This is a genomic window from Pseudomonas sp. B37(2017) (assembly GCF_002112885.1).
In the GTDB taxonomy this organism is placed as follows: Bacteria; Pseudomonadota; Gammaproteobacteria; order Pseudomonadales; family Pseudomonadaceae; genus Aquipseudomonas; species Aquipseudomonas paraglycinae.
Genome location: NZ_NEIX01000001.1, coordinates 833874 through 847277, shown reverse-complemented (window position 1 = coordinate 847277; position 13404 = coordinate 833874). Strand labels below are relative to the sequence as shown.

The window sequence follows — 13404 nt, the reverse complement described above, 5'->3', positions numbered from 1 at the left end:
CTTGAAGACGTTGCTCACTCGATTGACGACATTGGCGGTGGTGCTGCTTGCAATCGTGCTTGGCTGGTTCGCCTGGGAACATTACACCCGGGCCCCGTGGACGCGGGATGCGCGGGTGAGGGCGGATGTGGTGACGCTGTCGGCGGATGTTTCGGGCCGCATCGTCACACTGGCGGTGCAGGACAACCAGCATGTCGACAAGGGCCAGTTGCTGCTTGAGATCGATCCGGCGCGCTACAGCCTCGCCGTCGAGCATGCGAAGCGCTCGGTGGAGGTCTCAAAGGCCACGCTCGGGCAGTCGCAAGCGGCGATTGTCGCCAGCGAGGCATTGCTCAAACAACGCCAGAGTGAAGAGCGCCGGCGACGTACGCTCAAGCAAGGATTCGCGATTTCCGGTGAGGAGTGGGAGAAGTCCAGCACCGACGTGGCGGTGGCCCAGGCCGATCTGTTACGCAATCAGGCGAATCTCGGTCTGGCCGAAGCCAACGTGCAACTGGCGATTGCCGCGCTGACCCAGGCAGAACTGGATCTGCAACGCACCCGTGTCGAAGCGCCGGTCAGCGGTTATGTCACCAATCTGCTGACCCGTCAGGGGGATTACGCGGTGGCCGGCGGCGCGTTGCTGGCGCTGGTGGACAGTAGCTCCTTTTACGTCAGCGGCTATTTCGAGGAAACCAAACTGCCACGGATCGAGGAGGGTGATCGGGTGCGGATCGAATTGATGAGCGGGGAAAAATTCGGCGGCACCGTGCAAAGCATCGCCTTCGCCATTGCTGACCGGGAAAACGCGCCGGGCAGTCGATTGCTGGCCAACATCAACCCCAGCTACACCTGGGTGAAACTGGCGCAGCGGGTACCGGTGCGGATCGGCATCGATCCCGATTACGCGGGCAAGGACCGACTGAGAGCCGGCACTACCGCCACGGTCACCGTGCTGGAAAACCATGAAAGACAGGTACAAAAAAGCCCCGCGACCGAATGATACGCGGGGCAAAAAATTTGGTTGGTTGCGGCCAACCAAAGGAGCTCTTTAAAAAACTGTTACTTGCTGGCGACCGTCTCTGGCTGCCAACCGCCACCGAGGGCCTTGTAGATCGCGACGATGCCGCGATACAGATCCACTTCGGCCTGGGCCTGGCTGTCTTCGGCGTTCAAACGTTCACGCTGGGCGTCGAGCAACACCAGGAAATCGGTGGTGCCTTCGCGGTAGCGAATCTCAGCGAGGTCGGCAGCCTTGCGGCTGGATTCGCTCTGACGGATCAGCGAGATCAGACGTTGCTGACGTTTGCCGTAATCACTGAAGGCGTTTTCCGACTCTTCCAGCGCGAGCAAGACTTGCTGCTCGTAGGTCGCCAGTGCGCCTTCGGCATCGGCATCGGCGCCGCGCAAACGGGCCCGCACGCTGCCAAGGTCGAACGCTGCCCAGGTGATGCTCGGGCCCAGTGCCCAGGCGTTGGCCGCCGAGGAACCGATCTGCGAACCACGCCCGGCCGTCCAGCCGAGGAAACCGCTGAGGCTGACCCGAGGAAACAGGTCGGCCTTGGCCACACCGATACGTGCCGTGGCCGACGCCAGTTTGCGTTCGGCGCTGAGGATGTCCGGACGACGCTGCAGCAGTTCGCCCGGATCACCGATCGGCAAGGCCTTGGCAATCGCCGGCAGGTCTTTCGGGCTCAGGTCGACGGTCAGTTTGTCCGGACGTTCACCCAGCAGGGTGGCGATACGGTTTTTCTGCCGGGCCTGTTCCGCCTGCAACTGCGGCACGCTGGCTTCGACCGACGCCAGACGGGCATCGGCCCGTTCAACATCGAGCTGATCACCAACGCCGGCGTCACGCAGGCTGATGGTGATCTTGCGCGACTCCTGCTGGTTGTTCAGGTTGGCCAGGGCGATCTTTTCCCGCAATTGAGCGCCGCGCAGTTGACCGTAAGCGTCCACCAGTTCGGCAATCATGGTGACTTGCAGTTGGTACAGATCGGCTTCGGCCGCTTGCTGGTCGGCGTCGCTGGCTTCCAGATTGCGCTGGATGCGTCCGAACAGGTCCAGCTCCCAGGCCATGTCCAGCCCCAGGTCGTAGCGTTCGCTATTGACCCGCTTGGTGGTCTGGCCCGGAATCTGACCTTTGGCCAGATCGCTGCTGGCGCGGCTGGTGATGGTCGGCATCGCATCGTTGCTGGCGTCGTCGCGGATCGCCCGGGCGGCTTTCCAGCGGGCGAACGCCACGCGCAGTTCACGGTTGCCTTGCAGCGATTGAGTCACCAACTGGTTGAGGGTCGGATCGTCGAACTGCTGCCACCAGATACCTTCGAATTTCGAACGGTCGAAGTTCTTCTGACCGGCGGCGCCGTCGGTGGCGGACGTGACGTTCGCCGCCTCCGTCGTCGGGGTCTTGTAGTCAGGGCCGACGGCGCAGGCACTCAGGGCCAGCACCAACAGGCTCGGCAGGAAGACTTTCAGACTCATTGGTGCGCCTCCAGTGGCTTTTGAAGATTTTGCGCCTTGGCCGCTTTGCGCGCTTCGCTGCGCTCCACGAAATTGCGGATCAGCACATAGAACACGGGGGTCAGCAGCAGACCGAAGAAGGTCACACCGAGCATCCCGGAGAACACTGCCACACCCATGGCGTGACGCATCTCGGCACCGGCACCGCTGGAGAACACCAGTGGCACCACACCCATGATGAACGCGAACGAAGTCATCAGGATCGGCCGCAGACGCAGACGGCAGGCTTCCAGTACGGCGGCCAGCGGATCGAGGCCTTCTTCCTGTTTGTCCTTGGCGAACTCGACGATCAGAATCGCGTTCTTACACGCCAGGCCCACCAGTACGATCAAGCCGATCTGGGTGAAGATGTTGTTGTCGCCGCCAGAGATGATCACACCGGTGATGGCCGACAGCAGGGTCATCGGTACGATCAGGATCACTGCCAGTGGCAGGCTCCAGCTTTCGTATTGAGCGGCGAGCACCAGGAACGCCAGCAATACGCAGAGCGGGAACACGAACAGCGCGGTGTTGCCGGACAGAATCTGCTGGTAGGTCAGGTCGGTCCACTCGTAGGTCATGCCGTTCGGAAGTTCATCCTTAAGCAGTTTCTCGATGGCTTTTTCGGCCTGGCCAGAGCTGTAGCCCGGAGCTGCCGCACCGTTGATCTCAGCGGTGATGAAGCCGTTGTAGTGCATCACGCGATCCGGGCCCGAGGTGTCGCTGACCTTGATGAAGGTCGCCAGCGGGATCATTTCGCCTTTGTTGTTGCGTACTTTCAGCTGGCCGATCTGGTCGGATTCGAGGCGGAACTGTTGCTCTGCCTGAACGTTGACCTGATAGGTACGACCGAAGCGGTTGAAGTCGTTGGCATACAGCGAACCCAGGTAGATCTGCAGGGTGTCGAAGATGTCGCTGACGGCCACGCCATGGGTCTTGGCTTTTTCGCGGTCGATGGCGGCATCGACCTGCGGCACGTTCACGGTGTAGCTGGTGAACAGGTTGGCCAGTTCCGGAACGTTATGGCTCTTGGCAATAATGTTCATGGTTTCCTTGTACAGCTCTTCGTAGCCCAGGTTGCCCCGGTCCTCGATTTGCAGGCGGAAACCACCAATGGTGCCCAGGCCTTGTACCGGCGGCGGCGGGAAGATCGCCATGTAGGCTTCCTGAATCCCGGCGTACTGGCCGTTCAAGGCACCGGCAATCGCACCGGCGGACATGCTCGGGTCTTTACGCTCGTCGAACGGTTTCAGCGTCACGAACACGATGCCGGCGTTCGGGCTGTTGGTGAACCCGTTGATCGACAGGCCCGGGAACGCTACGGCGCTTTCCACGCCAGGCTGTTTCAGTGCCAGGTCGGACATGCGTTTGATCACGTCTTCGGTACGATCCAGGCTGGCGGCGTCCGGCAGTTGCGCGAAGGCCACCAGGTATTGCTTGTCCTGGCCGGGTACGAATCCGGTCGGCGTACTGGAGAAACCGAAGAAGGTCAGCACCATCAGGCCTGCGTACAGGAAGAGGGCGATGCCGCTGCCACGGATAACCCGGCGCACGGTGCCGACGTAGCCATGACTGGCACGGTCGAAGAAACGGTTGAACGGACGGAACAGCCAGCCACCGAAGATCTTGTCCAGCACTCGCGAGAAGCGGTCTTTCGGTGCGTCGTGACCTTTAAGCAACACAGCGGCCAGCGCTGGCGACAGGGTCAGCGAGTTGAAGGCCGAGATCACGGTCGAGATCGCGATGGTCAGTGCGAACTGCTTGTAGAACTGACCAGTGAGGCCCGAGATGAATGCCGCCGGTACGAACACCGCACACAGCACCAGCGCCGTGGCAATGATTGGGCCGGTCACTTCACCCATGGCCTTTTTGGTCGCATCGAAAGGGTTGAGCCCCAGTTCAATGTTCCGCTCGACGTTCTCCACCACCACGATGGCGTCGTCCACCACGATACCGATCGCCAGTACCAGGCCGAACAGCGACAGCGCGTTGAGCGAGAAGCCGAACAGGTGCATCACCGCAAACGTACCGATCAACGATACCGGCACCGCCACCAACGGAATGATCGAGGCGCGCCAGGTCTGCAGGAACAGAATCACTACCAGAACCACGAGGATCAGTGCTTCGAAGAGGGTGTGAACCACCGCCTCGATGGAGCCGCGCACGAAGATCGTCGGGTCATAGACGATGCTGTAGTCCATGCCTTGCGGGAAGCTTTTCTTCAGTTCTTCCATCTTGCCGCGAACTTCGTTCGAGATTTCGATGGCGTTGGAGCCAGGGCGCTGGAAGATCGGGATCGCTACGGCCGGCTGATTGTTCAGCAACGAACGCAGGGCGTACTGGCTGGAACCCAGTTCGACGCGAGCGATGTCCTTCAGGCGGGTGATTTCACCATTGTCACCGGCGCGAATGACGATGTTCTCGAACTCTTCTTCGGTGACCAGGCGGCCCTGAGTGTTGATCGACAACTGGAAGCTTTGCGCAGTCGGGGCAGGGGGCGCGCCCAACTGGCCGGCGGCCACCTGACGGTTCTGTTCGCGAATGGCGGTGACCACATCAGTCGCGGTCAGATTGCGCGAAGCGGTCTTGTTCGGGTCAAGCCATACACGCAGGGAGTAGTCGCCCATACCGAACAGCTGCACGTCACCGACCCCACCGAGGCGAGCGAGCTCGTCCTTGATGTTGAGGATCGCGTAGTTGGACAGGTACAGCATGTCGTAGCGTTTGTCCGGCGAGGTCAAGTGCACAACCATGGTCAGGTCGGGCGATGCCTTGTCGACGGTGATACCGATGCGCGTCACTTCTTCTGGAAGTTTCGGCTCGGTACGGGTCACGCGGTTCTGAACTTGCACCTGCGCGTTATCCAGGTCAGTGCCCAGGGCGAAGGTGATGGTCAGGGTGATCTTGCCGTCAGCGGTGGATTGCGAGGACATGTACAACATGTTCTCGACGCCGGTGATGGCTTGCTCCAGCGGAGCCGCCACGGTTTCACCGATGACTTTTGGGTTGGCGCCCGGGAAGTTGGCACGCACCACCACGGTCGGTGGCACGACTTCCGGGTATTCGCTGATCGGCAGCTGGAACAGCGAAATCGCACCGGCGATCAGGATCAGCAGCGAAAGTACCGCTGCGAAGATCGGCCGTGAAATGAAGAATTGGGAAAAATTCATCGGAGTTGTCGTCCCTTAACCGCGTGGGGTCGCAGCAGCCAGTTTCACAACCGAACCCGGCGCGCCTTTGGCAGGTGCGACTTTGGGCAGGTTGCTGGCTTCCAGCGCTTGTCGTTGTTGAGCGAGAGCGGCAATGGTTTGCTCGCTGGCCATCGGGATCACTTCAGGCGAAACTGGGGAGCCAGGACGAACCCGTTGCAGACCCTTGACGATGATCGTGTCGTCCTTGTTCAGACCGCTGCGCACGATACGCAGGCCTTCGATCTTCGGACCGAGCTCGACGGCGCGGTAGGCGGTCTTGTTGTCGCCATCCATCACCAGCACGAACTTCTTGCCGAGGTCGGTACCGACCGCTTCATCGTTGATCAACATCGCGTTGTAGGTGCCGCTGCCGACCAGTTTCAGTCGTGCATACAGACCCGGGGTGTAGGTGCCGTCGCTGTTGTCGAACACGGCGCGACCACGGATGGTGCCGGTTTTCGGGTTGACCTGGTTGTCGACGAAGTTCATCTGGCCCAGGTGCGGGTTGCCGTCTTCATTGGACAGGCCCATGTACACCGGAGTGGTTGCACCGCGCTGACCCTGACGGGCGAGTTGGGTGTATTTGAGGAACACACGCTCGTCGGCGTCGAAGTAGGCGTAGACCTTGTCGGTGGAAACCACGCTGGTCAGCGCAGTGGTGTCGGCGGTCACCAGGTTACCGGCGGTGATCTCTGCACGGCTGACGCGGCCGCTGATTGGCGCGGTGACGCGGGTAAAGCTCAGGTTCAGTTTGGCCAGATCCAGTTGCGCTTGCAGCGCGCCGACAGCAGCACGGGCTTCTTGGGCAGCGCTGGTGCGCGAATCGGCCAGTTCGGCGGAGATGGCGTTGCTGGTACGCAGACGCTCACCGCGTACGGCTTCGTTTTCACTGCGGGTGGCGTTGGCGCGGGCCTGGGCTACCAGGGCTTCGAGGCGGCGGACCTCAGCCTGGAACGGACGCGGGTCGATCTGGAACAGCAGGTCGCCTTTCTTGACCAGCGCACCTTCGGTGAAGGCGACTTCGTCGATCTGGCCGGAGACCCGCGGACGGATTTCAACGGTTTCCGGCGCCTCGAGGCGCCCGGTGAATTCGTCCCACTCGTTGACCGGTTGTTCCAGCACCTTGGCCACGCTGACTTTGGCAGCAGGCATGGTGGCGGCGGTCTCCGGAGTCTTGCCGCACGCGCTCATCACCAGCACGGCCAACATAGCCAACGGGAAGCGCAAATGTTTGAGTGATTGTTCCATGGATGCATCCGCCAATGTATTGAAGATGGGCGGATGATGCTCGGCGGGTAGATGGCAAACGAATCGAATGACACGAAGGTAACTATCATTCGGAATGATATAAGCCCGAGGGAAGCCCTCTAGCATGCGCCTTTCGTTAGGGGGCTATCAATTGGTTTCAGAGCAATTCTCTGTTACCCATGACGCAAAGGTCGGGTGTGAAACTGCACGGTGGTGATTACGCGAGGATTAAAAATGCCGACCCGCCTTGCGAAAGGGCCGGCAATAGACCTTCGATTGGCGTCTATCTGAAAATCTGCTCAATCATGACTCTGGACGGGATCAATAGCGTATTCGAGTAATAGGCTTCGTACCCGTAGGCGGTTATCCGAACTTTGCACGGGATCGAATTCTGCGACTCGAGCAACGGCTTGATGGCGTCATAGTCATTCAAGTCGCGTTGAGTTCCATTCGGGTTGGTGTAATAAAAGATGAGTTCGGAGGAAAACTTGTAATTGGGTTTGGCTGGACTGCTGGCGATTACTCGTCCTTCGGCTTTTACGGCAATTGGATGCTCGGATGAGAACTCCGTGTCTCGATTCAGGGAGCAAATCAGGGTCGGTGAGAGCTGATTGGACTGTTCGTAATCACTGAAAGCGTTCTGCAAATCCACAGTGGAGCTGAAGTGTGCCGTGAACAGATTACTGGAACCCATTCTGAAGGACGATAACGTGAGATCGGCCGGTGGAATGCTGGCCGTTTTGACACAGCCACTACAGAGAAGCAATGCAAGGTAAATGACACCGCGTAGTCCGTTCATTGGCCGAAGATACCGTTGATTGAATCAAAAATCAGATCGCAGGCGGACTTGGCCCCTTGAACAGGCTCAATAAACATCCAGTCAGCCGAGGCATGGTGTCGATCAATGGTTTTATTGACGGTCGGACCTGCCTCGATTATCCAGCGCTCCCCGAAATCAGCGACGCCATCAGAATTATCAGGCTTGCTGGCATTCGCCCGGATGTTGATCCATGTTTCAGCGACAGGTGTTGGTTCAGAAAAGTAGATGTCGGAACCCAGCCATACAAAAAAACCTTCACCCACTGGATCGAGCGTCACCAAAAATTTAATGGTGTAACCGGCCTCGGACAGGATCTGCGACAGATGTGCGCCATTCCATCCACCGAGGCTATGACCAACGATGTAAACCGGACAGGATTTACTGGGTATGTTGTCTATAAAGTGAGTCTGAATGTCGCCGGAGCCCCTTGCATCCTTATAGCTTTTGGGGAGTCCGGTATATTTCGTCTTCAGCTTTTTGTTGCCGGCGATTTTTGCATCGAGCAGTTTTTGGGCGTCATCGATATTGTGGAAAGCTCCCTGGAAATAGTATTTCTCCTGGTCGGCAGCTCCACCAATGAAAAAGACAACAGCCTTCTTCGCTGGAACGGGGGCCGTCTTGACAGTCTGATCTTTCACGACTGTCAATGTCGGTGTGACGGACAGGCTTGCGGTATTGCCATTGGGAAGTTTGATTTGCTCTGCCGGCATGGTTATCAATCTTCCAAAAACAGTTTTATGGTTTCTGCCAAGTGTGAACTCACGACGTGTGTGAATCCCGACGCATCACTGGTTCCATACTCGAAGCTGCCATCAGCACGCTGAATCGCGTAACCATGATTGGGCATCGGTTCACCGGTGCTTTCGTCGATCAATTTGATCTTGTCGCTGAAGTGCACAGGCATCGGTAGCAGGCCGCTGAAAGGTGCCGGGACGAATGTGTCTCCGATGATGACTGTTCCGGAACCACCCACAACCACATTGCCGTGCCCGCCCGTGCTGTCTTTCGTCGCAGCGTTCAAACCATTGATAAAAACCGTTGCACTGACGCCTCCGGTGATGGGGCTACCGCAAGCGGACTTGTCGCCCATCCGGGCCGCAGCAAGCCCGTCAAAGTTGACATTGGGCGAGCCACTGGCGATCGGATTTGTTCCATGTCCCGGTAGAGGGCAACTAGTGGGATCTGTCAGGCGTGCAGCAGGTTTTCCGCTCATGTGAAGTTCCGTTTCAATATTTCAGACCAAGCAACTGCGACGGTTGCGCGTGTTCGCTTTCAATCACCTTGATGGTGTTCGAAATAGCGAAGGGGACGGGTGTCTGTATACGTGCAGCACGCATAGAATTTACCGTCCCTGGAAATTCCGTCGCGAAGAATGCCGCAAGCCACTGCCACATTCAACAATCTCTATGACCGGTTATGGCAAAGGCTATGCCAGGCTATCCGGATCCCCGAAGAACATCTGAATCCGCGACCGCAACCACCGCTCCCCAGGATCATTGTCCTGCGACCCACGCCAAGCCATATGCAGTTCAAACGTACGAGTAGGCAGCGGCGGGTCTTCGGCGCGAAGACCACCCGCCGCCGTCAGTGCTTCCGCCGTGTAATCGGGGACGGTCGCGACGATGTCGGTGCCCGCCAGCAGCGTACCCAGTCCATTGAACTGCGGCACCGCCAGGACCACATGCCGTTTACGTTCGAGTTTTTCCAGCTCTTCATCGACGAAACCACTGAGGTCACCGGCAAACGACACCAGCGCATGCGGTCGGGCGCAGTAATCGTCCAGGCTCAACGGCCCCGGCACAGTATCGGCGCGCAGCAATTTGGGTGCGCTACGGCGCAGGACTTTGCGCTTGGCGTTGGCCGGCAGGTCGGTGGTGTAGCTGACGCCGATGGAAATTTCGCCGGAAGCGAGCAGGCCGGGCATCAGGATGTAGTTGACGCGGCGCACCACCAGCACGATGCCGGGGGCTTCGGCGCGGAGGCGTTTGAGCAGCATTGGCAGCAACGCAAATTCGACGTCGTCCGACAGGCCGATGCGGAAGACCGAGGTGCTCGTGGCCGGGTCGAATTCCGCCGCGCGGCTGACGGCCGTCGAAATCGAATCCAGGGCCGGGGAGAGCAGGGCGAAGATTTCCACCGCGCGGGCGGAAGGCTCCATGCTGCGCCCGGTGCGCACAAACAAGGGGTCGTCGAACAGGCCGCGCAGGCGTGAAAGCGCCGCGCTGATCGCTGGCTGGCCGAGAAACAGCTTCTCCGCCGCACGGGTCACGCTGCGCTCATGCATCAGCGTTTCGAACACGATCAACAGGTTGAGGTCGACACGACGCAGGTCATTACGATTCATCTGGAGTCCTGGCAGAGTCATCAAGCTTGACGAGAGCGACCATATGAGAACAATGGCCGGCATGAATCTTACGGGGAAAGGCTGGTAGTCTGCACCGGGTAATTCAGCTTTACTGAGAAGGCGGCAGCAGTTTTTTCATGGATTTTCTCAATGCTGACCATGCTGCGGAATCAATGACAGGCATGTCGACTATTAATAGCCACTGATAGTCTTGGCTGGAAAGCCCAGATAGAGTTCATGGCATTAGAGGTTACTTTGACGAGGTTTGCGATGTCCCGCACGATCCGTTTTCACAAGTTTGGTCCAGCCGAGGTGCTCAAATGCGAAGAGCATGCGGCTGCTCAGCCAGGTCCTGGCGAAGTGCAGGTGCGTGTCGAGGCGATCGGCATCAGCTGGTATGACACGCTCTGGCGCCAGAATCTGGCGTCGTCCCAGGCGCGTCTGCCTTCCGGCCTCGGTCATGAAATGGCCGGCGTGGTCACGGCCATCGGCGACGGCGTCGAAGATCTGGCCGTGGGCGACAAGGTGGCCAGCTTCCCGGCCGAGAGCCCCAATGATTATCCGGTCTACGGCGAACTGATCGTTCTGCCGCGCACCGCGCTGACCCGTTATCCCGACGTGCTCAGCCCGATTGAAGCCAGCGTGCATTACACGCCGCTGTTGATCGCCTATTTCGGTTACGTTGATCTGGCACGGGTCAAACCCGGGCAGTTCGCCCTGGTGACCGACGCCAGCCACTGTGCCGGTCCGTCCTTCGTCCAGTTGGGCAAGGCGCTGGGTGTGCGGGTGATTGCTGCCACCAAAACGGCGGAGGAGCGTGAGTACCTGCTGTCTCTCGGTGCCGAGAAAGTGATCGTCACCGAAGAAGAAGACCTGTTGATGCGGATCAACAAGATCACCGACAACCGCGGTGTCGACGTGGTGTTCGACGGTCTCGGCGGGCCACAGATGTCGCTGCTCGGCGATGTACTGGCACCGCGTGGCAGCCTGGTGCTGTACGGCCTGCAGGGCGGCAACCAGACGCCATTCCCGGCCTGCGCAGCGTTCCAGAAGAACATTCAGTTCTTCGTGCATTGCATCGGCAACTTCACCGGCAAGCCGGAGCTCGGCATCGTTCAGGATCACGTAGCCTTGCAGCGTGCCTTGCGTGATATCAACCAGCTCACTGCCGACCGTGTGCTGCTGCCGCTAAAAACGCGTGTGTTTCCGTTCAACGAGTTTGTCGAAGCTCACCGCTACATGGACGAGTGCCCATGCCGCGAGCGGGTTGCCCTGCAAATCGAAACTGCCTGACCCTTCCAATCAGAGTCCGTGGCCCCACGGACTCTTGTGCGTTTAATCCTTCAGATATCGAGAAACCCCTGGGCCAGACGCCTGGGGACGTTCAGCAACTGAACTGGTTTTTGCTCTCGATCTGTATCTTCTAATTGCCCTCCAGACCCTGATAATTGAATGACTACTTTCATCTCAAGGAATGAGCTATGTCTGTGCATTCTATTTGTTCTGTGCAGTATCAAACGGCTGTTTATCATCGCACCTCAAACTTCTGTTTAAAGTTTGTAGGGCTGCCATGTAATCCCTTCTTTTTTTCTTGTGCTCATTATGTGCAGGGGCTTGTAAGAAGTTTCCTAGGAAAACCCTGCCTTGCGAGGAGTCCAGCAGCGACGGGGCTTTCAGCCATGTCGCTCGTGATTCTTAAATGCCATGCGCTCAACTGTTTCAAATAACTACAAAAACATAAGTGTTAGCATTTAAGCGTCTATTAATTAATGAAGAGTGATTGCGCGTCCGCCATTTTTCGGCCGCACGATATAAAACCTTTGATACCGGGTGAAGTACTGATGAGCACGATCCATGATCAGGCAATGAACTATGTCTACCAGCAAGTTTTGCAACGACTGCTGAGTTTCTTTTCCCGGGCCGAGCGCACGGCATTGCAGCTGTTGATCCAGCGTCTGGCGGTCGCTGCCGGGGGCATGGATCGCATCGGTGAATTCAAGGTGTTGGTGATTCAGTCCGGCACACGCGACTGTTGCTACAGCCTGGCCCTGTTGCGCGCGGCGCAGTTGAGCATCGCCGGCCGCGCACCTGCCACATTTCAGTTGAGGGTCGCGACCCTGCGGTGCAACGGCGTACCGGCTTCGGCGTTGCACAACCTGCATCGCAGTTTCAGCGCACTGTTTCTGCATGATGACCCGAGGGTCGAGTTGTTGATGGTCGATCATCGGGAAATCCTGCCTTTCAACCATCTGGCGCCCATCTGCGATGAAGGGCGCGAGGCCGGCAGACTCGACCTGCTGATGGTGGGGCATCGCCGTGAATGGGATGAGGATCTGACATTGTGGGATGACCAGTATCTGACCACCGCTGAGTTCTATGGCCAGGTCGCCCGATGGAGCAACGGTGTCGATGCCTTGATCAGCAGCGACAACGCGCGCCGTCAGGAGCAGTTTCTCGATGGTCTGGACAGGGCAGTGCGCAAGGTCGGGATTGGCGAGTTGTCGCGAAAGGGCGGCGGGTTCGATGAGCTGTTCAGTCTGCTCGACAGCCTCGGCGGCGATTGTTATCGCGAACTCTACTCGCAAGACGATCGGGTGCCTTGGCGCCCCCTCGGCGAGTTCGAAGCCTGTCGTCGCACCAGCTATATCGGTATTGACGATATGGTCGTCGGCAAAATGGAGGAACGCTGGCCCTTGCTCAGCGATTTCCTCGGGTTTCAGGCCGACGATCTGATGCTTGAAGCGCGCACCGGCGAGTGCGCTGATCCCCTGGTCGGCGCCTACCTGAAAGGGTTGCAGGCCAGTTACACCGAAGGCCGGACCTACGAGGCCGGCGTATCGGACTATCTGCAGCAATGCTTGGCGACGATGCGCCGCAGAAACACGCCAGAGCAGGTTTGCGAACGTTTTGTCTCCACATTCGGCAACTCTTGCGATCTAGCCGAGCAACGGTCGCTGGCAGCGTCGTCCCTGCAAAAGAATCTCGGCCTCAACGAGTCGCAACTGGTGTGTCTCCTGTTCGCTCCCTTCAACGATGCCGGTGCCGGCCTTGAGCGATTCCTGCGCACCTGTCATCCGGGGATGCTGGTCGCCATGCCGGACCTGCACCGCGCCATGCAGGGCCTGCACGCACCGGAGCAGGTCTTGCAATGGATGACCGATGTCAGCGGCTTGCCACTGCGACTGATCTGCCGGTTGTATGCAATGGGGGCTGTCCGGACAGGCGAGCACGTCGCACAAGCGCAGGAGTTGCCCGAGCGCGAGGTGACTCTTGGCGACCGCTCGGCGGAAGGTTGAATGGGATTTTGCTGCCCGATCACA

Annotated in this window: 9 protein-coding genes; 3 read left to right on the top strand and 6 right to left on the bottom strand. The window is 58.8% G+C overall.

What is annotated here, in order from left to right:
- The first annotated feature begins 1 nt into the window (after position 1).
- A complete protein-coding gene (locus tag CAF90_RS03830) occupies positions 2-982 on the top strand; it encodes an HlyD family secretion protein (RefSeq protein ID WP_085603797.1) in 981 nt (326 codons plus the stop codon).
- Between the two features lie 59 nt (positions 983-1041).
- On the opposite strand, the gene CAF90_RS03825 is transcribed toward CAF90_RS03830, so the two are convergent.
- The 6 genes from CAF90_RS03825 to CAF90_RS03795 form a co-directional block, all read right to left on the bottom strand.
- The gene (locus CAF90_RS03825; protein WP_085603794.1) at positions 1042-2463 is read right to left on the bottom strand and encodes an efflux transporter outer membrane subunit; all 1422 of its coding nucleotides are present in this window, start codon (positions 2461-2463) and stop codon (positions 1042-1044) included.
- On the bottom strand, positions 2460-5651 hold the full coding sequence (locus CAF90_RS03820; RefSeq protein ID WP_085603791.1) for an efflux RND transporter permease subunit: 3192 nt from the start codon (positions 5649-5651) through the stop codon (positions 2460-2462). The genes CAF90_RS03825 and CAF90_RS03820 overlap by 4 nt, the downstream gene beginning before the upstream one ends.
- Before the next feature lie 15 nt (positions 5652-5666).
- Complete coding sequence (gene mexE / locus CAF90_RS03815; protein WP_085603788.1) at positions 5667-6920, bottom strand: multidrug efflux RND transporter periplasmic adaptor subunit MexE; 1254 nt, start codon at positions 6918-6920, stop codon at positions 5667-5669.
- Between the two features lie 795 nt (positions 6921-7715).
- Positions 7716-8450, bottom strand: a complete 735-nt coding sequence (locus tag CAF90_RS03805; RefSeq protein ID WP_085603784.1) for an alpha/beta hydrolase — start codon at positions 8448-8450, stop codon at positions 7716-7718.
- Between the two features lie 5 nt (positions 8451-8455).
- Positions 8456-8953 (bottom strand): PAAR domain-containing protein, encoded by a 498-nt coding sequence (locus CAF90_RS03800; protein WP_085603781.1) that lies wholly within the window; start codon positions 8951-8953, stop codon positions 8456-8458.
- A gap of 213 nt (positions 8954-9166) precedes the next feature.
- Positions 9167-10084, bottom strand: coding sequence for a LysR family transcriptional regulator (locus tag CAF90_RS03795; protein WP_085603778.1), 918 nt, complete (start codon positions 10082-10084; stop codon positions 9167-9169).
- Between the two features lie 270 nt (positions 10085-10354).
- On the opposite strand from CAF90_RS03795, the gene CAF90_RS03790 reads away from it, so the two are divergent.
- Both CAF90_RS03790 and CAF90_RS03785 read left to right on the top strand, forming a co-directional pair.
- Positions 10355-11377 carry a zinc-dependent alcohol dehydrogenase family protein gene (locus tag CAF90_RS03790; protein ID WP_007954559.1) on the top strand — a complete coding sequence of 341 codons (1023 nt, stop codon included), beginning with the start codon at positions 10355-10357 and terminating at the stop codon, positions 11375-11377.
- Positions 11378-11925: 548 nt separating this feature from the next.
- A complete protein-coding gene (locus CAF90_RS03785; protein WP_085603775.1) occupies positions 11926-13380 on the top strand; it encodes a hypothetical protein in 1455 nt (484 codons plus the stop codon).
- Positions 13381-13404 lie beyond the last annotated feature (24 nt).

Excerpts from the sequence above, each read along its gene's own strand:
- mexE (WP_085603788.1), bottom strand. The coding sequence starts at position 6,920 with ATGGAACAATCACTCAAACATTTGCGCTTCCCGTTGGCTATGTTGGCC.
- CAF90_RS03790 (WP_007954559.1), top strand. The coding sequence starts at position 10,355 with ATGTCCCGCACGATCCGTTTTCACAAGTTTGGTCCAGCCGAGGTGCTC.
- CAF90_RS03785 (WP_085603775.1), top strand. The coding sequence starts at position 11,926 with ATGAGCACGATCCATGATCAGGCAATGAACTATGTCTACCAGCAAGTT.
- CAF90_RS03820 (WP_085603791.1), bottom strand. The coding sequence starts at position 5,651 with ATGAATTTTTCCCAATTCTTCATTTCACGGCCGATCTTCGCAGCGGTA.
- CAF90_RS03795 (WP_085603778.1), bottom strand. The coding sequence starts at position 10,084 with ATGAATCGTAATGACCTGCGTCGTGTCGACCTCAACCTGTTGATCGTG.
- CAF90_RS03805 (WP_085603784.1), bottom strand. The coding sequence starts at position 8,450 with ATGCCGGCAGAGCAAATCAAACTTCCCAATGGCAATACCGCAAGCCTG.
- CAF90_RS03800 (WP_085603781.1), bottom strand. The coding sequence starts at position 8,953 with ATGAGCGGAAAACCTGCTGCACGCCTGACAGATCCCACTAGTTGCCCT.
- CAF90_RS03825 (WP_085603794.1), bottom strand. The coding sequence starts at position 2,463 with ATGAGTCTGAAAGTCTTCCTGCCGAGCCTGTTGGTGCTGGCCCTGAGT.